The organism is Nostoc punctiforme PCC 73102 (genome assembly GCF_000020025.1).
In the GTDB taxonomy this organism is placed as follows: Bacteria; Cyanobacteriota; Cyanobacteriia; order Cyanobacteriales; family Nostocaceae; genus Nostoc; species Nostoc punctiforme.
Window position 1 is genome coordinate 188,480 of the sequence record NC_010632.1, and the last position, 18,611, is coordinate 207,090.

The 18,611-nt window shown below is 41.0% G+C and carries 11 protein-coding genes; 8 read left to right on the plus strand and 3 right to left on the minus strand.

Going from position 1 to position 18,611, the window contains the following annotated elements; translation table 11 throughout:
- Window positions 1-216: 216 nt before the first annotated feature.
- Together NPUN_RS36160 and NPUN_RS36170 are read left to right on the plus strand one after the other, a co-directional pair.
- Window positions 217-1,722, plus strand: coding sequence for a helix-turn-helix domain-containing protein (locus NPUN_RS36160; RefSeq protein WP_012413311.1), 1,506 nt, complete (start codon window positions 217-219; stop codon window positions 1,720-1,722).
- An 868-nt stretch (window positions 1,723-2,590) separates the two neighbouring features.
- Window positions 2,591-6,337: a DUF3854 domain-containing protein gene (locus NPUN_RS36170; RefSeq protein ID WP_012413312.1), complete on the plus strand. Its 3,747-nt coding sequence runs from the start codon at window positions 2,591-2,593 to the stop codon at window positions 6,335-6,337.
- 110 nt (window positions 6,338-6,447) lie between these two features.
- Here the strand turns inward: NPUN_RS36170 and NPUN_RS36175 are convergent, their stop codons facing one another.
- Both NPUN_RS36175 and recD2 read right to left on the minus strand, forming a co-directional pair.
- Window positions 6,448-7,377 (minus strand): tyrosine-type recombinase/integrase, encoded by a 930-nt coding sequence (locus NPUN_RS36175; RefSeq protein WP_012413313.1) that lies wholly within the window; start codon window positions 7,375-7,377, stop codon window positions 6,448-6,450.
- 596 nt (window positions 7,378-7,973) lie between these two features.
- Window positions 7,974-10,091 (minus strand): SF1B family DNA helicase RecD2, encoded by a 2,118-nt coding sequence (recD2, locus tag NPUN_RS36180; protein WP_012413314.1) that lies wholly within the window; start codon window positions 10,089-10,091, stop codon window positions 7,974-7,976.
- 276 nt (window positions 10,092-10,367) lie between these two features.
- Here recD2 and NPUN_RS36185 point away from each other — a divergent pair, with 276 nt between their 5' ends.
- On the plus strand, window positions 10,368-10,649 hold the full coding sequence (locus NPUN_RS36185; protein ID WP_148220503.1) for a hypothetical protein: 282 nt from the start codon (window positions 10,368-10,370) through the stop codon (window positions 10,647-10,649).
- A 396-nt stretch (window positions 10,650-11,045) separates the two neighbouring features.
- Here NPUN_RS36185 and NPUN_RS36190 read toward each other — a convergent pair whose 3' ends face one another.
- The gene (locus NPUN_RS36190) at window positions 11,046-11,723 is read right to left on the minus strand and encodes a hypothetical protein (RefSeq protein WP_012413315.1); all 678 of its coding nucleotides are present in this window, start codon (window positions 11,721-11,723) and stop codon (window positions 11,046-11,048) included.
- A 983-nt stretch (window positions 11,724-12,706) separates the two neighbouring features.
- On the opposite strand from NPUN_RS36190, the gene NPUN_RS36195 reads away from it, so the two are divergent.
- The 5 genes from NPUN_RS36195 (at window position 12,707) to NPUN_RS36215 (ending at window position 18,486) form a co-directional block, all read left to right on the plus strand.
- Window positions 12,707-13,300: a hypothetical protein gene (locus NPUN_RS36195; protein ID WP_012413316.1), complete on the plus strand. Its 594-nt coding sequence runs from the start codon at window positions 12,707-12,709 to the stop codon at window positions 13,298-13,300.
- Between the two features lie 83 nt (window positions 13,301-13,383).
- On the plus strand, window positions 13,384-13,686 hold the full coding sequence (locus NPUN_RS36200) for a hypothetical protein (RefSeq protein ID WP_012413317.1): 303 nt from the start codon (window positions 13,384-13,386) through the stop codon (window positions 13,684-13,686).
- Between the two features lie 39 nt (window positions 13,687-13,725).
- Complete coding sequence (locus tag NPUN_RS36205; RefSeq protein ID WP_012413318.1) at window positions 13,726-16,545, plus strand: hypothetical protein; 2,820 nt, start codon at window positions 13,726-13,728, stop codon at window positions 16,543-16,545.
- Between the two features lies 1 nt (window position 16,546).
- Window positions 16,547-17,266: a hypothetical protein gene (locus NPUN_RS36210; RefSeq protein ID WP_012413319.1), complete on the plus strand. Its 720-nt coding sequence runs from the start codon at window positions 16,547-16,549 to the stop codon at window positions 17,264-17,266.
- A 119-nt stretch (window positions 17,267-17,385) separates the two neighbouring features.
- On the plus strand, window positions 17,386-18,486 hold the full coding sequence (locus NPUN_RS36215) for a hypothetical protein (RefSeq protein WP_012413320.1): 1,101 nt from the start codon (window positions 17,386-17,388) through the stop codon (window positions 18,484-18,486).
- Window positions 18,487-18,611: the final 125 nt, after the last annotated feature.

Sequence of the window (18,611 nt, forward strand, 5' to 3'; positions counted from 1 at the left end):
AAACCCTCATTTAATAAGGCTTGAGCAATAGTTAGCTAATCTGGGTGACTTTGTTTTGCATGAAAACACTCATTTAATCTTTTAGGAGATACACTTATAATCTAAAAAGCTGATACTATTATAAGTGACTCAGAGTCATAAGAATTAAATAGCCAGTTGATTTGATTTTACAAACGTTTCTTGCGGAACTCACGTACCAAAAGGAAAACTTCTTTTATGGATTTGAGCATTGAGCATGGGGTAAATTTTCAAAATTCTCTTTCTTCATCCTTTTTTACACAAGAGCAACAGTCTCTGGAGTTACTACAGTCTTCCCCAACCGTATCCTTTTACCAAGCTCTAACTGTAGTCAACAATATAATTTTTACTGAAAAAAATCGCTCCTTGACTAAACCTGAGATCGCCGTCCTCAAGGGTGCATGGGAAAACCAAGATTTTTCTGAGATAGGGCAGCAGTCTGGCTATAAGGCTGGCTATTTACAGCGTCGTATAGCTCCTCAACTGTGGAACTTGCTTTCTGAAACAGTAACCAAAGGACAACAGGTCTTAAAGAGGAAAGTACGAACTCTGCTCACAGAAGTTGTTATAAACTATTATCAATCTAATCCCCACTTAGAACTTCCTTTATTTGATAGCCAGTTTATTAAAGGTCAACTTCCTAGCTCTAAACTATCCAATTTTTACGGTAGGCAACAAGAACTCTACCACTTAAAGAAATTAATTAACAACCACCGATGCATATCTTTGGCAGGTGTTCCTGGGGTTGGCAAAACTGCTTTGTCCGCAAAACTCTTAGCAGAACTTAGCTTAGACTCTACTCAACATTTTGATTTCCTGGTTTGGAAATCAGTAACTCACTCAGTACGCCTTCAAGATTTATTGAGCGAACTAATTGATTTAATTCAACCAGATACTTCTCTCAACTTACCTGAATATACTCAAGCTCTGATTACCGCCTTAATTAAGCATTTACAATCTCATCGTTGTTTACTCGTACTGGATGGTTTTGAGGTTCTGTTTAAAACTCCTAATTTAGAACAAAGATTAGACTATAAAATATTCATGCGTCGGCTGTTAGAGGAAGAGCATAAGAGTTGTTTATTACTGACTTGCCGAGCTTTACCTAATGAAATTTATGCTATGAGCAAAGATGACCGATCTATCCTCTATTTTCGAGTAGACGGTTTAGATACAGATGCTGCTTTAAATTTTTTATCGGATCAAGGTTTAACAGACAAAAACGATTGTCTTGATTTAATTAAAACCTATCGTAGTAATCCCTCAGAATTAGCCACAGTAGCTAAAAAGATTAAACATTTTTTCTCTGGCAGTACAGAAATATTCTTTCAACATAAAACTACTTTTATTACTGATGAGTTTCAATCAATGTTAGATGAAACTTTTGGTGAATCTTTGGAGCAAACCGAACGTTATATTATGATTTATTTAGCTCAAAGATTATCCCTAGACCCCGCACCAATTAGTTTTAGTGACCTCTTAATACAGATCAATTCTTCTAATAATATATCGGCTTCTACTTCGGCAATTATTAAAGCTTTAGAAAAATTAGAACAACTATCTTTAATTGAAAGCATTAAAGATCCAAACACTAAAGAAATCGCCTTTACTTTGCAACCTGTAGTCAAAAAATACATTAATACTGATCCCTTGGGTCTAGTAAAGCCACAAAACTCTTTCCCCTCATTAGCTAACGCATTTTAGAGAAGTATTTATGCTCTTAAGAAAAAACAAAAATCTAGCTACTACAATTTTAACAACAAATAATTATGTAGAGATTTTACTCCAAAAACTGTTTTTTTCTACACAAGTAGCTTTGAATCCAGCCGATCATTGGCTTGCGCTGCACGAGCCTAAGCAAAAAGTTTTCCCCGCCAATCTGAAGATGAAGCTTCTAACCTACTACTAGGGTTGGCTTGAGAAAAACCCTTATAAAATAGGGTAATTTTACTAAGTTTAACAAAACAGGAGGTAGTATAACTCAGATTTAAATCTTACTAGATGCGAAAAGGTGCGAAGTTTTGTAAGATCAAGCTTGTCAACTACGTAAAAAGGAGGAACGCAGACTGTACATAAAAATTTAGGCAAAACGCACTAGGGAGTACGCTTTGCCTTAAGGTGAAACAAACGACATATTTTAGGGCGGGGTTGATCTCGGCTGACAAAGAAAGTGGCACTTAAAGTTTGGCGACTTGAAACCACTCACTTGTCAAAAGATACCCACGCTGCTTTGCTATTGCCATTATACTCTAAAGCAATACGCACGGCCAGTTTTTGCTGACCGTTGGTAGTATTTTGACAAAAAATTTATATTTGAAATATGTAAATTTTTGTAAAAGCAGCGTCATAAGTAATTCGCAAAACCCTACGGAAAGCAGCACAAAGCGCATCTACGCAATTCGCAATTGCAGAGTAATTGAATAATTAATGAATTCAGACTCATTTACTCTACTTCGTCTATGAGAAGGAAGTACGGGCGTAAATATAACTGCGAATTGCGAGTTGGTAATTGCGAATTGATTTAATCGACCCCCTCTGAAACTTGACAATAAAGTTATCGGAGGAATCTACCGTGCAAAATAACCAATGCCCAGAAGAGATGGGCGTTGGGGATCAAGTGTTGCCAGGTAACATTTGTGAATACCCCAATTATCTTACTGCCGCCGAGTATCATGAATTAGCGGTGGGCAGCGCCATTCATCCGGCGTTGATTGAGCGCAACTTTTTCCATGTAGAGGGAGAATCAGTTTATGATTTCCTGTTCATATCTGATAAAGTCCCACGTAAGAATGCGGGTCGGGTAACAGATGGATACATTAAAATGTATCAGCATCTATTACTGGGTGGGACGTGGATTCAGTCACTTGACCCCTTTAAAAACTGGCAACCGATGGAGTGGGGAAGGATCAAGCCCAACTTTCCTCGCATTGATTGGCACTCCTGTAAACCCGTCAAATACGAGTCACCGCCTAAAACCCCCAACCGCGTTACCTACTTTGATGTCGCTAACCCCATTTGGGACAAAGTTGCAAAGCGTTATTTAATTAAGCGCTATCATTCACTTTTAACATTGCGCTTACTGGATCAACTCAATCCACTAATATTTTGGGAGTGGGTAAAGCAACATCCAGAGATTCCAGTTATCTTATGCGAGGGCGAAAAAAAAGCGGCCTGCTTGCTCTCTTTAGGGTTTGTAGCGATCGCACTCCCTGGAATCTGGAACGGGCGCGTGGGCAAACAAGATTTTGATGAACGGTTGCATCCAGATTTAATGCCCTTGGCACAACCGGGACGCAAGTTCATTATATTATTTGATTACGAAACTAAAGCTAAAACCAGGTGGTCAGTTTACCAGGCAACTGTTCGCACAGCAAAAGCAATTGAGTCTGCTGGTTGTGAATGTGAAGTTGCGCTGTTGCCGGGGACAGAGAAAGGTGTAGATGATTTTGTTGTGGCGCGGGGCGAAGATGCTAACGCTCTATTAACTGCGATTATTAACGATGCCAAATCTCTTTTTGACTACCAGCGCTCATATCGAGCTAAGAAATGGGGACTCAGTAAATACAAACCGGATGTCACAGTCAATATTAAATATTTGACCCAAGCACTCTGCATTCCGGATCTGGAGGAAAAATGTTCATCTGTCCCGCCACTTTACGATATTTCACAAGAGCAATTGTTCACACCTTGTGTTAGCTCTACAAGCTGTGGGGAGGGAGAAGGAAAACAAGAATTAACAGATTCTAGCTCCTTTAACGCCAAACCAAGTACCCAAAATCCTAAAAAATCTTTCCGTTTTCCAGAAAAAGGACTGGTTGTACTCTGGAGCGATATGGGCACTGGCAAAACTGAACTTATGCGCTGGTGGCGTGACCAAAATCCTGATGCCAGATTTCTCAACAATGGACATCGGGTTAACTTGTTGAAAAATCTTGCCGAACGTTTGCGGACGGCGATGTATTCAGACTTGGGTTACACAGGTTTAGCCCAGGCCCAAGCCCTTAGTATTACTATTGACAGCTTGCACAAACTCAATACTCAGTCTCTCACCTACGGCTGCATATTTATTGATGAAGCCTGCCAATACCTCACCCACCTACTGCACAGTAATACTTGCAAACAGCACCGTGCCGCCATTTTGGAGGTACTGGAATATATAGTATACAACGCGCCACTGGTCGTCATCGCTGATGCACACATGGATGACCTGACTGTGGATTTCTTCCGCTCCATGCGACCACTCGGTGAAGTACCTTACATCATTAAAAACGAGTGGCGAAACGGGGAGCGCACAATTTATTGGTACGAGGGGGATAATTCAAGCGCCCTAGTTGCCCAAATCTCGGCAGCGTTGATGCTTGGAGAAAAAGTTATGGTTGCCAGTGACAGTAAGCGTTTTATCAAAAAACTCGACAAATCCTTTACTATCAAGTACGAAGAATCTAGTAGTTCGCCAAGTGAACTTGGCTCTTTAAAGGGTAAAGGGGATACTTCGACTGCGCTCAGTAACCGGGTAAAGGAAGAATTAACAGATTCCTCCTCCGCCCTTTCCCCCTTACCCCTTACCCCTTGCCCAGCCCGTAGGACTTCATACCGCATTTGGTCGGTTCATTCAGACAATTCTGGCAGTGATGAGAATGTCGCTTTCATCAAAGATATCACCAACGCCGTCAAAAACTTTGATGCCTTGTTCACCTCTCCCAGTCTCGGTACTGGTGTCGATATTTCTGAGTATCATTTTGATTTAGTATTTGGTGTGTTTCACGGCGTTTCCCAAACTGCTACTGAGTGCGCTCAACAACTGTACCGTTATCGTCCAAAAGTCCCGTTTCATATTTGGGTGGCAAAGCGTCCTCCCTTCGGTTACAAGGATACAAATGCATCCAAAATCAAAGAGCGCCTCTTGCAAACCAATGAAATGACTGCTTTTCTGTTGCGAATTGACAGAGAAACAGGCAAGCGGGGAGCGGAGAAAGATTGGGCGCTTGAGGCTTACTGCCAAATTATGGCTAACCGCCACTATTCTCTCAATAATCTCCGTGATGATTTGCGATCGCTCCTCACCGAAATGGGCAATACATTTATATATGTGGGCAGTGATTCAGATCCTCAGTCTCTCGAAAGTCTTAAAGCAGCAGCACAAGCTTTGGATCGTGCCCACAATTCGGCTGTTGCCAAGGCCAAGAATATTACTTTGAGCGAGTACCGTGCCCGTCAGAGCAAAGATTACCTTGACCCTAATGAAATTTTTGAATGCGAAAAATTCCGCATTTCTGATTCTTACGGCATCGAAGTAACCGAATCGCTCGTAGAAATGGATAAAGGTGGCCGCTTAATTAGAGCAATTGCTGGACTTGAGGCCATTTTAGCCCCACCCGAAGAATCGTTTACTGACCCCAAAACTGGGCAAACTTATCCTACGCCACCAACAATTGTCACCCAAAAAGACCGCACCGAGCGCGACAATCTACCTTTGTGCATCGACTGGGGCAATTATTCGGCGCGGTGGCTGGCTAGATTTAACCTGGGGCTGCATCAAATTCTCACTTCTTTAATGAAGGGTGATGAAGTTACTGCCGACGATTCCACCTTACTCAAGATGACGGAGATCGCTAAAAACTGCGCTGCTCACGTCAAAGCAATTCTTGGGTTTACTATTCCCAGTGACTGTAAACCTATTTGGTTGCTGGCCACAATGCTAGAGCAGCTGGGGCTAAAACTGACTTTCCGCAAGCAGGGTAAACGGGGTCAACAGGTGAAACTTTTCTCTTTATCTAAAGAGGAATTAGAATTTGCAATGCATGTAATTGCTCATCGTGAAACGAAGCGTAATCAAAAAGAAAATCGAACCTATTATGCGACCCAAACCCCTGCTGCGTATAGTGTAAACCCCAATCAGCAGCCCGTATCCACACCCCCCCTTGATGCTATAGGGAACTCCCATGAAGGAGGGGTGGATACTACAGATAAGAGCAGGGGAGCAGGGGAGCAAGGGAGCAAGGGAACAGGGGAGTTGAGGGACACAGAAGAAATTTTTACAAATTCTTTCCCCTCTGCCCCCCTGCCCCCCTGCCCCTCTGCTCTCTTCACAGATCGCACTACCCTACTCCATTGCGTGGAAATACTTCGCTCTGGCATTACCAAGGGAGTGGACGCAATCAAAGGCATTCTCAAGCAATGGACTGGGGATTTGCGCTGGGAAACGGTGCTGGAACTTGAAGCGATCGCGGCAAATGAACTGCGACTTGTCGAGGCTGCAGTACCGGAATTTTACACCTTGCTAAATGAAGAAGTGTTGCCAATGGAGGGGGCTAGCTAGATAAAAAATCTCTTTGGCATTTGAAAGCTGTTTCTTGTTTCGTTTCCAGTAGCAATTGATATTACTGGTTCCAATTTCTGCTGGATTTTCGCAAGTCATCTGCATAAATCTCAAATATCCATCAAGTTCATAGCACTGCTGTCATTAGGTCTAGCCTTGAGATAGCGATCGGTGATGGCTAAATTGGCATGACCCAAAGTTTCTTTCACCAATACAGGATTAGTTCCGCGCTCAATTGCGTGAGATCCATGAGCATGACGTAACCAGTGTGCCGAAACCAGTTCGCTTAATCCGGCTTCGAGTGCAATCGCTTTTACAATCGGGTGCAAGTTTTGACGGTCTAAATGTCCCCCCTTTTGACTTGGAAACACTGCTTGATTGGAGTGAGCATTATCTTTGAACTCGATTAATTCCGCCCAAAGCTTCGGCTTGATGAGAATTGTCCGATTTTTGCTGCCCTTGGCTTTACGAACATACACCTGACCACTGTCGCCACGGGGTGTCAAATCTCCCCATGTTAACTCACAAATTTCACTTGCCCGTAACCCTGCTTGATACAGGAGTTTGATAATTAACAGATTACGTAGGGCTGTGTACTGCCGCTTAGGAGTTTTAGCATCAGTTAAATGCTTAGAAGCTGCTCTTACCAACAATTTAATATCAGCTTCATCGAGATAGCGTTCGTTGATTACATCTGGCAATTCACCCAGTTTTAGTGCCATACCTACATTAAAAGGGAGATATCCAATTTTATGAGCGAAACTAATCAAGCTTTTAGCAGCAGCAATGTATATCCGCTTTGTGCTTTCGGCATTGCCCCCAAAAGAACTAGCGTATTCTACCAAGTCTTCATAAGTCACTTTTTTGAGCGGCTTGTCCAGAAAATCCAGAAATCGCCTAGTGTATCGCTGGTAAGCCCGAATAGAAGACGACGCTTTTCCCTCTAACCACAGCGCAATCAACTTCGCCTCCGCCTGCGCTACTGGCAAGGAAGCGATCGCCTTTCTATGCGCTGTTATGTGGACAAGAGAGAGGGTCATTTTTATTACTCCCTTAAAAATCAGACACAAGAGTAGTTTCGTCTGGTTTTATAGTGTCTGATTTTTATTGTCCTTTAAAATGGGCGTTTCAACTCACCCTCAAGCGAATGAAAATTTCTCGATTTTTGCGTATAGTACACCTCTAATACTGAGGAGCGTGACAAACACAATACTGTTATGCAATTGTTCAGCAGGGTATTTATTTTGAAAAACCTAAAAGTAGGTGAAAAAAATAAACTAAAAATGACTTTATAGTTAATAAATGATATAAGAGGTCAAAGAGCGGACTCCAAAGTTTATTTACGCCGCAGTGTACTGCTTTTTAAGCGCTATCACGCCATAAAACTATAGAGTCATTTTTAGTTTATTTTTTGAGAGTGGTTTGATTGCTTTGTATTTAAGACACTTTTTTTCTAGAACCGCAAACGGGAGCTAGAGAAGTAGTTTCTCAAGAATTGCCAAGGCACTTACCAGTAATGAAATGCCCCGCCGTCACTTACCAGACACGGGGCGAAAGCACAGCTAGCTACCAGATTTCTCACTCTTGATTGAGAGCAACAACCGCAAGCCGGGTGAAATTGTTAAGTTGAACATTTCTAAATTGCAATCGTTGGGTGCAAAAAAGCGCTTTCCAACCGCTGCTGTAATCGCGTATATCGCAGTTGTCCGTCACTAGAACGCAAAGCCTTGGATATCGCTTTCTTGGAACCAACGACGATCGCTAACTGCTTGGCACAAGTTAATGCTGTGTAAAACTGTTTACGAGACAACATCATATAAGGCTGCGTATAGATTGGCAGAATCACCACCGGATATTCTGACCCCTGGCTTTGATGAATGGTGAGGCTCCAGGACAGGGCAATTTGATTTAAGTCTGCTCCCGTCCTAACAACAGTATGCTTACCATACTGTACAGTAACTTCCATCTCTTCAGGATCAATGGCCTTGATAATTCCGAAGTCGCCATTAAAAACTTCGTGATTATAATCATTAGTCAGTTGAATGATCCGATCGCCTTCTCGTAATAAATTCCCGCCCCTGGTAATCTCTACTTTGTCGGGACTGGGCGGATTAATCAACTGCTGCAATACGGTATTGAGGTTACGAGTCCCAAGCAAACCCCGCGACATGGGGCAAAGCACTTGCACATCAGTAGCTAGATTGTAACCCAGGCGGGGAATCAAGTCTGTGATGATTTCGGATATTGCTTTAACACCATGTTTGGGGTGATGACCGCCGCCGTGCCACAGACACTCAGACACGGGATTATCGGAAATCGGTTCAATTGTGGGAAACTGGCTTCGGTTAATTTGGTGAGCAGCGATGATAATTGCGCTCTGTTGGGCTTGCCTAAATACCTTGGTCAACCGCACCACCGGAACGTGACCAGAATTAATCAAGTCAGAAAGGAATTGACCGGGGCCGACAGAGGGTAACTGGTCAATGTCACCCACTAGCAGTAGTTGGGAACCGTATTGTATCGCCTTTACCAAAGAAGATGCCAGAAACAAATCAAGCATACTAGCTTCTAGCGCGACAATTGCGGTATGGGGTAAAGGGTTTTGATTATCGCGTAAGAAGCCCATTGTCTTTGGGTCAAATTCCAACAAGCAGTGTATCGTCTTGGCTTCGAGTTGTGTGATTTGACTCAGGCGTTGAGCAGCGCGTCCAGTTGGCGCAGCTAAGGCGATAGATTTGCCCATTGCTTTCCACAGAGAGACTATGATCTGGGTGGTGAAAGTTTTACCGCAACCGGGGCCACCAGTAAGAATCATTACCCTTGAATATGCAGCCATTTCTACCGCTAGCCGTTGCTGTGGTGAAAGTTTGATTTTACGACTCTTGGTGAAGCGCTCAATCCAGGCGCGAACACGAGGCATATCTTGTGCAACTGGTTGGCAAAATCTAGATTGTATTAATTGAGCAAGGTTCTGTTCAGTGTGAAAGTACGTTGGTAGATAACATAGCAGCGTTTGGTCTTCGCTTTTCTCGCGGATTAAGTCATCCTTGAGTGCCATGTCTTTGATAATATCAGCAAGGGCATCTTCTTCAGGTGTGTGATCTGCTGTAGTCAGCAGTTTGATAACATTCTCAATGAGTTTTGGCTGGGGTAAATAGCAATGCCCATCGGCAGCAGCTTCGTTCAAAACATGAATTAAACCAGCACGGTAACGGAACTGACTATCAGGCGCAACTCCTAAATTAAAGGCAATTTTATCAGTTCTCAGAAAACCAATACCGTAGATGTCAGCAGCTAACTGGTAGGGATTGCTGGTGAGAGTAGCGAGTTCTTCATCCAAGTAATGCCTGTAAATTTTGACTGCATAAGTAGTAGAAACGCCATGACTGTGGAGAAATAGCATTAAATAGATGTAAGAAAATAAAATAAAAATAAGTTGATAGCTAAATAAAGATATTTTGAATTGAAGCAGAGACTTGATATTTGGGTTATGCCATCGGCGACGGCGACCCGGACGCGAACAATCCCACAAACTATCGAGTTTGCCCCAGTACCAGCGATGAATTGTGTCGCGTACAGTCTGTGGATGCCATTTTAAGTATTGTGCGATCTTTAGCACTGTCCATCCAGCGGCTGATAATCGTAGTACAGTGGCACGACTTTGAGTTCTTGGTGGTATACCTTTTGCTTGAGTGAGTGCTAGTAGGGCTTGATCTTCTATTGGTGACAGGTCAACTTTTAAAGGCGCTGGCATCTTGGTCAGGGGTAAAAATATTTACGACTAAAAGAGATTATCCCAACTTGATGTGCCATTTTACTTTATCGAATTCTATTTACGAACGCCAAGATGCTCCCTGATGGCTGAAGGGACTTTAGCTGATTGCGAGTTAGTTTATGATGTCGTAAATTACACAGTTAAAAATACAACTTTAACATCGAACCAAACCACCGTGCTATATCATGATACTTGTCTAGGTAAACAAATATGTTGTTGGTAGGTTTATTTAGCCTATTTACCTAGATGAGTATCATGCAGAAAGTTTTACTGCATAGCGATGCCTATAGTAATTATAATTGCGTAAAGCAAAGTGTTTTAGATTACAAAAAACACAGTAATACAGAGGGCATAAGGGAAGGCACAGACATCGTTTGGCATGGTGGTCTGCAAATTCCCGCTCCTTTTAATACCCTCGATCTTGGCTCATATAAAGGATTAGTTTTTGCCGACCAATGGTCGGCAAATTGCGATTTTCATAGAGCGATCAGCTACGCTCTTGCGGTTACGCCATCGCTTAATAAAAGCATGAAGTAATCAGTGACTGCAAAGTTTAAGTATAAAAAGCTATAAAGCCTTGAGAAATAACTGATGTGCGTGAGCAAAACTATTTACTGGCTGAACTAACTTAGAAACGGCGATCGCCACCGAAAAGAGCGAGTACGCCATCGCTGTTGACTGCGCTGCTCACATCAAAAATTTTGGGTTTCACTGTTCCTTCTGACCCCAAACCGATTTGGCTGTTGGGGTTGTTGTTAGACCAACTGGGGTTAAAGTTAACTTACCGCTTGCAGGGGACAAGAGGTCAACAAGTTAAATTATTTTCTTTATCTAAGAAAGAATTAGACTTGAATTGCGTTGGTTGGTTGTGCTGGAGATGGAGGAAGTCGCCGCAACGGAACTGCGATCCAAGGAAGCGACTGTGCCTGATGTTTACGATTGCGTCTTCTTCCATTCGTCTAATGTTAAGCAAGTTTTCCCAGTGGGTATTAATCCTGTGGTTGCTGACACACCGAAATTTTTCAGCGCATAATTTTCTACTTCTGCGTCCTTGAAGGCAAATTCTACTACTGTTTGCTTTTCCTGCTTTGACAGAGCTTCAATCTTCACGTTTGCTGCGGTAGGAACAGCATTCGTTTTATCTCTGGTGAAATTTTTTACATTATAAAATTGCTCTTGTTTTGGCTTACCTGAGTTCAAGCATCCTTTAGACTTGACAAACAATCCTGTAGCCCAATAGCTATTAACAAAGTGTTGCTTATTAACAAACTGCACCCCATTAGCTGCCCAAACATAAACGGGATCAACATATCCTTTAGTTTTGGGAATTTTAGTTTCGCTACATCTTACTCCATCCCGCAGACGACTTCTATAATCTCCGCATACCTTCCAAGTTATTCTATATAAGTTAGGTGTCTCTTCTACATATTGCCTTATTTGCTCCTGTACTTCCTTATCTTTTTGGCTTTGTTCATCAGTTACTTTTGCAGCATAAGCCTGTTTTAAGTCATTCTCTGCCTGAGCAACGTTGTCCGCATCAGAGTGGCAAGCTCCTAAGCAAAGTGCTACACCTATTGAAACAAGTGCTGTAAATATTTTTCTTTTACTCATAAATACTCCAACAAATGATTATGAAAATTGTAATAATTCAGCACCCAGAAGTCAGAAGCCAGAAGCCAGAATTTAAAAGCAATGAGCGTATAACTCTTCTATTGATTGAAAAGAATTTACTCTTCTTCTCCAACATTCTGGCTCCTGACTCCTGAATTCTGACTCTTGACTGAAAATTAATTCCCAATTTCCTTGCTTGACCATTTAATGAAATTCAAAATTTAAAATTCAAAATTCAAAATTCAAAATGAATAATAAGAATAATTTTGAATTAATTGGCTATTTCTTGCCCCCACTGATTTTTTGAATCAGTGGTCTACAAGACGCTCCTACACTGCTAATGCTACGCTATCAGTGGTGGGTTTCAAGCCCCTACTGATAGCGCCGGCGGCAAGCGAGCTTGCGAGCGTCTTGTAATTTTGAATTTTGAATTGTTTTGACCCAATATCTACTTCTAACAAATGCTGAAGTACAAGCTGCAAGTATTATACATATTTGTTATATACATGCAATCAAGTTTTAACAGTTTTTAGTTACGATGCAAAACATGGTGAGGTATCGAAGGGAAAGCTGAATTTATGGAGAGCGGGGATACTTAAACAAGTGGGAAGTCGGAAGTCGGAAGTACAGTTTTGTAACGGGGATTTTAATTAGGTAGGGGACTTAAACCCCCAAACTTTGTTAAAGCTAATTTAAATATTTCACATCATAAAGCTAGCCAATAGTCAATCCCCCCTATTTAACACTTACTGAAGAGATAGTACAGATATTTATACTAATAAATAAGTATAAATTTAAGTAAATCAAGCAAAAAGACTGATAATACAACAAAGAATTTCTATCTACGTACATTATTTATGTTAGTAATATTACTCCAGTACTACAGGTCTGTTTTTTTCAGTACCAGAGTACCTCGATTTTGGGATTGACTTATTCAAGAATGTGCCTATCCCTCAAGACATCGTTCAGGAGAACGAAAACAGATGCGTACTGACTACGAATACCCAGAAAGTTTTTCCGCTTCGTCAACAGCAACCCTCTCACCTTCTCCAAAGAATGACAGGGCGAAAAAAGGCACACTTACACTCATGGGTGTGACTGGTGTGTTGATGATAGCAGAGATGTCTGTCCACAATATATTGATGGGTGGATTTATGATTGCGTCTGCCGTGGTCATTGCCTTGCCGAAACAGTCACAAGCATTATTTACTAACTTCGATAAACTACAACGAAAGTATGGAGTTAATCTGTATGCAGTGTTATTTGCACTGTTAGCAGTAATTTGTCTAATTGATTTTGCGGCGGCTCCAGCTAATGCTCAGTTTTTCAATAATGCTCAAACTTGGATGTCCAACACTTTTGGTAATGCCGGCAATGGACAAACAGCAGCAGTTATCGCACTTTTTTTCAATGTATTGAGAGCTTTATTCCTATTATATGTTGGGATTAGTCTAGTTCAGATTATTCAATCTGCCCGGAACGATGAAGATTGGCAGACACTAGCAAGAACTCCATTAATCATAGTTATGGCAGTTTTTGTTGGAGATTTAATTACTGGTTTGATTGTTCAGGTTTAGTAAGAAAGCTTTTTAAGTTATCAGTTATTGATAAATACGTATTTGAATTAATAGCTGATAACTCGTGATTAAATTCAGTAAATATGTCAAATAAACATGATTTTCGGACAGTAAATCGGATTTTAGGAGAAAGACCAAGACTAGGGCCATTCCCTGCCGATCAAATATTTGCCTGGACATTAATAGCAGTAGTCAATGTATTTATCTTTAATTATCTACTGAAAACAAGTTGGTTAGGTACAGGATTAAGTATTGCTTGGGGATGGGCAACATGGTGGACAATTTCTACAAATAAAGACTTTTTCGGTAAATTCGTCAGCGTCCCTCGGATTAGTAGGGGATATATGAGATTTCAATCAATACAACAGAAGTCGGAAGAAAAATAAGTTCTAAGTTCTAGTTAAATTTCAGTGATTGGTAAAGTTATGCCAAAATTTTCTAAGAAAGTTAAAGATAAATTAGGTAAAGTCGCATTAGAAAACGAGCAGATTAGTGTTGCCAAAATGCTTACTCCCTTTGAAGATATTATCCATTTAGGGGGAATTTGTGACTTAAATTTAGGAGGTAGGCAGGGCGTAGGCGCATTAATTCTCAAAAAAGGCGAAAATATTCAAATCAAATTCTGCTTTGATTGTTTAGGGATTCATCCGAATTTACAATCATCGCAAATGCTGCCAATATTTGAGGGGATAGAAGGGGGGCTAAAAGAAATTCCCGAAGGTGAAAACTTAACAATACATTTAGGTTCTTTTACGTCTGATTATCACCGACAAGAAGAACTGTCCAAGCTAGAGAGTAATTGTCAGATTGACCAATTAAAATTGTTAATACGTAGTGAAAGATTAAGGACTAAAAAACTAACGGAAAGTGGAGCTAGGAAGAATAAGTTTTTGAGACTATGGTGTACTTACACTGTTATTGATGACGATGAACGGTCTAAGGATTTTATAGAATCTCTGATTAGAAAATTAGAAAAGGGCTGGTTTCGCTTTACAGGTGAAATTCACGCTCATAACAATACTAGAATTGAAAATATTCTGCAAAATTCATTTAACGATGGATTTTTACAGTGGTCAGCTATCCTGGGCAACAAGATGAAGTTGGGGATTAGGGTTTTAAGTGCTGAAGAAATTTGGTCAACAATTTGGCAACAGCTTAATTACTCTACTCCTCCGGCAATCCCTAATCCATTAAAAATTGACCCAATAGATGGACTAGTAGAAACTCAGACGAGCGATTTTCACATCCGCCACCAGATGTTAGAGAATGAGGAGTCTGTGCCATTTTTCGATAGAAAATGGGTAAAACTACAAAATAAATATATTGGGGCGCTCAACTTCAGCCAAAAGCCAGGGGGGTGGTATGACGAGCAAGCTCAATTGCGATATCTGTGGGAGTTAATTTCTAGAGATAGTATTTATGATACCGAGGTTATTTGTCAGGTAACAAAGGCAAATCAAACTATCTCTAAAACAAATCTTCAACGCATTACCAAGCAATCAATTACCAGCACTTCTTTATCTACAGATAAAGGAAATATTGATGTCAAATCAGGCATGAATATTGAAGAAGCGGTAGAGGCGCAGAAGACAATATATAAAGGTAGTGTAGTAGTGCATACCGCAGTTGCTTTTCTTGTCCACCGCCCAACCCCACGGGAATTAGACGAAGCTTGCCGATATCTTGCCAGCTATTTCTTGCGTCCGGCAGTAGTAGACCGGGAGATTGAATACGCCTGGAAGCTATGGTTGCAGTGTTGCCCATTTGTTTGGGAGCCGTTGTTAACCAAGCCTTTTAACCGCCGACTGCCATATTTTAGTTCGGAAGCACCAGGGCTGATGCCATTGATTAGGACTGCCACAGGCGATCGCACTGGCTTTGAGTTAATTGCAGAAGAAGGCGGCACACCAGTACATTTAGACTTGTACCAAAACCACAAGAATTTGGCAGTCTTCGGCGCAACTCGTTCAGGTAAATCAGTGCTGGTGGCAGGTATTCTTACCCCGGCACTTGCACAAGATATTCCGGTAGTGGCACTAGACTATCCCAAACCAGATGGTACTTCTACATTCACCGACTACACAAATCTGCTGGGTGAAGATGGCGCATACTTTGACATCTCCAAAGAATCAAACAATCTTTTTGAACTACCTGATTTGCGCTCTTTGGATGCAGAACTGAGAAATGAGCGATTGAACGATTTTAAGGAATTTCTCAAATCAGTGCTGATGACAATGGTGATGGGGACGAGCATGATTGGTGTCAGCCCAACGATTACCACTAATATTGAGTCAATCATTGCTTTAGCTTTAAAAACATTTTTTAATGATGATGAAATTAAATCACGCTACAAGTCAGCAATACAAAATGGATTTGGGACTCAATATTGGAACGAGACTCCGACACTCAAAGATTTTTATAATTTTTGTTCTCCAGCTTTCATACAATTAGATTCTATTGCTAGTAAGAGTCAAGAGATTTCCGAAGCCTTACAGCAAATCAGGCTGAGAATAAATTATTGGTTGAGTACCAGGGTCGGGCAATCCATCTCACGCCCATCTAGTTTTAGAACTAATGCCAAATTGCTAGTATTCGCTTTACGTAATTTATCGAGTGAAGCTGATGCTGCCATACTCGCTCTTAGTGCATACTCTGCTGCATTACGTCGCGCATTATCATCAAAAGCTTCGATCTTCTTCCTTGATGAAGCACCAATTTTATTCCAATTTGATGCGATAGCGGAGTTAATTGGGCGATTGTGTGCCAATGGTGCTAAGTCTGGTATCCGCGTTATTATTTCTGCCCAAGAACCAGAGACCATATATCAGAGTGCATCTGCACAAAAGATATTTGCCAATATCACTACACGTTTAGTAGGCAGGATTCAATCATCAGCCGTTGACCCTTTTATCGTTCGCTTTAAATATCCTACCGAGATCATCAGGGTCAATAGTACAGAAGCTTTTTATCCAAAAAAGGAGGGGATTTACTCTCAGTGGTTGCTTGATGATAACGGCAAGCTAACTTTCTGTCGCTATTATCCTGCCTACTGTTTATTAGCCTCAGTTGCTAATAATCCCAACGAGCAGGAATTACGCAGTTTGTTTCTTAAACACTATCACAATAATCCTATGCTTGGGTTAGTCAAATTTAGTGAGGATTATATCAGAATGATTCGGACAGAAGAGTTATCAGACTTGGCTAAAACATTGCTCTCAAATTTACATTTAAAGCAGGTGGCGTAAGATGAAACCAATCATGAATAAATTGACTCTTGGTGCGATAGCTTCTGCGACTTTGGTCAGCTTATTTATTGCTGCACCTAGCTATGGCATCAGCATCAACGATTTTTTTAGTTCTATCGTATCGGATCTTCAAGGAGAAGTTTCGGAAATTCAAACCTGGGCATCCGATGAAATTAACAGTGCTTGGGCTGACCTGACAGAAAACGCTAATGCGGCAATTGATAATTCTATCGGTCAATTGGGTGCGCCCGACCCGATTGCTTCGGCCGAACAATTGAAAAATACGCTCAAAGATGATTATTCTTATCCTGTCGCCCAAGAAAAAGCACAGAAGTTGGAACGTGACCTAGCTTTGGCTTCTGTCGCTAGCGTCGTCAGCCAAAAGGGGCAACAAAAAACTCAAGCCAAGATTGATACTACTGCACAAATCGTTAAGCTTGCAAAAGATATTTCTGATGAAGCTCAGAACATGGATGCCTCTCAAAACGTTCTCAAGGCGATCGCCGCTCAGAACGGCTTAATTGTGTCGATGTTAGCAGAACAACGTACTGATTCGCTATTAGCCCGACAGGACAATGCTTACTCTAATCTGATGCTGACGCAAGTGGCAGATCATCTTGACTCCCAACGGAAAAAGGAGAACTCCGAAGAAGATGGCAGATTATCTCTAGTACATGAAGTCGTACTTAATGCACGGCTAGATCCTACTTCTGCTGACTGATTAAAAGGATATATAAACACAGTAAGAGGTAAAGTTACAAGAGCTTTTTCCTCCTATACAAACAATCAACTAGCGTTCAAATATCTGACAAAATTACGTATTGAGCAAGGATTCAAATTATGTTTTTACTAGCCAAACTAGATGGTGGTGATTTAGCTGATTTAGCAAAAGAAAATGCAGCTTCAATAGCGCAAGGATTTGATGAGCTTTGGAACGAAACTATTACAGGTGGTGTTTATTCAGCAATTTGTATAGTCGGAGCTTTATTTGCTGTAGCAACACTAACTTTCTTTGTTGTTGAATGGACAAAAAAAATGATGGCGGGAGAAGAACAAAGAGCTTATACAGACTTTATTTGGCCGTTAATAGTAGTTCTTTTGCTCAGTAATAAGGGGGATGTACTAGGAAAGTCAACTTTGGGGATTAGAAACTATATTAATAATGTAAATAATATAGTTCTTAGCGAAGCGGCGGTAGGAATTGATCTCAAGCAAGCGTATGAAAGTGCATTGGGAACTGAAGCAGCACGTAGCGCTATTGGTATTGCTGTAAATAAATGTAGAAATTCATCTTTAAGTCAACAAGAACAAATCAACTGTTTGGAGCAAGCTAAAGAAGATTTAACCAAAAAATATCCAGATAAATTTAACAAAAATAATGGAGTTTTTTCTTGGTTTATAGATGCAATTGATGGCGCTATCGATGCTTTTAATGATGTGAAAGATGGCCAAGCAAATGGAATGGATTTAATTTTATCTCCCCTTAATGCTTTTGTTGGGTCTGCTGTTACTGACATAGTTACGATAATTTTAGTCGGGATGAATGGGGCTTATCAATGGGGAATTGAACTGACTATGCTCGTAACAGCACTGCTGGGGCCTATAGCTGTTGGTGGTTCTCTGCTACCTTACGGAGCTAAATCAATCTACAGTTGGTTAGTAGGATACTTCAGTGTAGGTTTTGGAAAACTCTGCTTCAATATCATTGTTGGCTTCGCCGGGCAATTAGTTGCTGATTCTAAATCTTATCAGCCAATGTTCTTCCTATTTACAATTGGTATAATTGCACCATTCTTAGCTACAGGTTTAGCGGCTGGTGGTGGCATTTCTGTTTTACTTCAAATTAATAAAGCTGCTGAAACTTACAGTGGGATTGCCATTGAGGTTGCTAAAGGTGTTGCTACTAAAGGTGGTAGTTTAGTCGGGAAATTAGCTAAATAAAACGTAAGAATTCAGCACTCAGGATTCAGAAGCCAGAAATTAAAAGCAATGAGTGCATAAATCTTCTATTGATTGAAAAGAATTCACTCTTCTTCTCTAATATTCTGACCGGAGGCGGAGCGTCT

Coding starts and splice junctions, on each gene's coding strand:
- recD2 (WP_012413314.1), bottom strand. CDS start 10,091: ATGCCAGCGCCTTTAAAAGTTGACCTGTCACCAATAGAAGATCAAGCC.
- NPUN_RS36200 (WP_012413317.1), top strand. CDS start 13,384: ATGTCAAATAAACATGATTTTCGGACAGTAAATCGGATTTTAGGAGAA.
- NPUN_RS36160 (WP_012413311.1), top strand. CDS start 217: ATGGATTTGAGCATTGAGCATGGGGTAAATTTTCAAAATTCTCTTTCT.
- NPUN_RS36210 (WP_012413319.1), top strand. CDS start 16,547: ATGAAACCAATCATGAATAAATTGACTCTTGGTGCGATAGCTTCTGCG.
- NPUN_RS36195 (WP_012413316.1), top strand. CDS start 12,707: ATGCGTACTGACTACGAATACCCAGAAAGTTTTTCCGCTTCGTCAACA.
- NPUN_RS36190 (WP_012413315.1), bottom strand. CDS start 11,723: ATGAGTAAAAGAAAAATATTTACAGCACTTGTTTCAATAGGTGTAGCA.
- NPUN_RS36205 (WP_012413318.1), top strand. CDS start 13,726: ATGCCAAAATTTTCTAAGAAAGTTAAAGATAAATTAGGTAAAGTCGCA.
- NPUN_RS36185 (WP_148220503.1), top strand. CDS start 10,368: ATGCAGAAAGTTTTACTGCATAGCGATGCCTATAGTAATTATAATTGC.
- NPUN_RS36215 (WP_012413320.1), top strand. CDS start 17,386: ATGTTTTTACTAGCCAAACTAGATGGTGGTGATTTAGCTGATTTAGCA.
- NPUN_RS36175 (WP_012413313.1), bottom strand. CDS start 7,377: ATGACCCTCTCTCTTGTCCACATAACAGCGCATAGAAAGGCGATCGCT.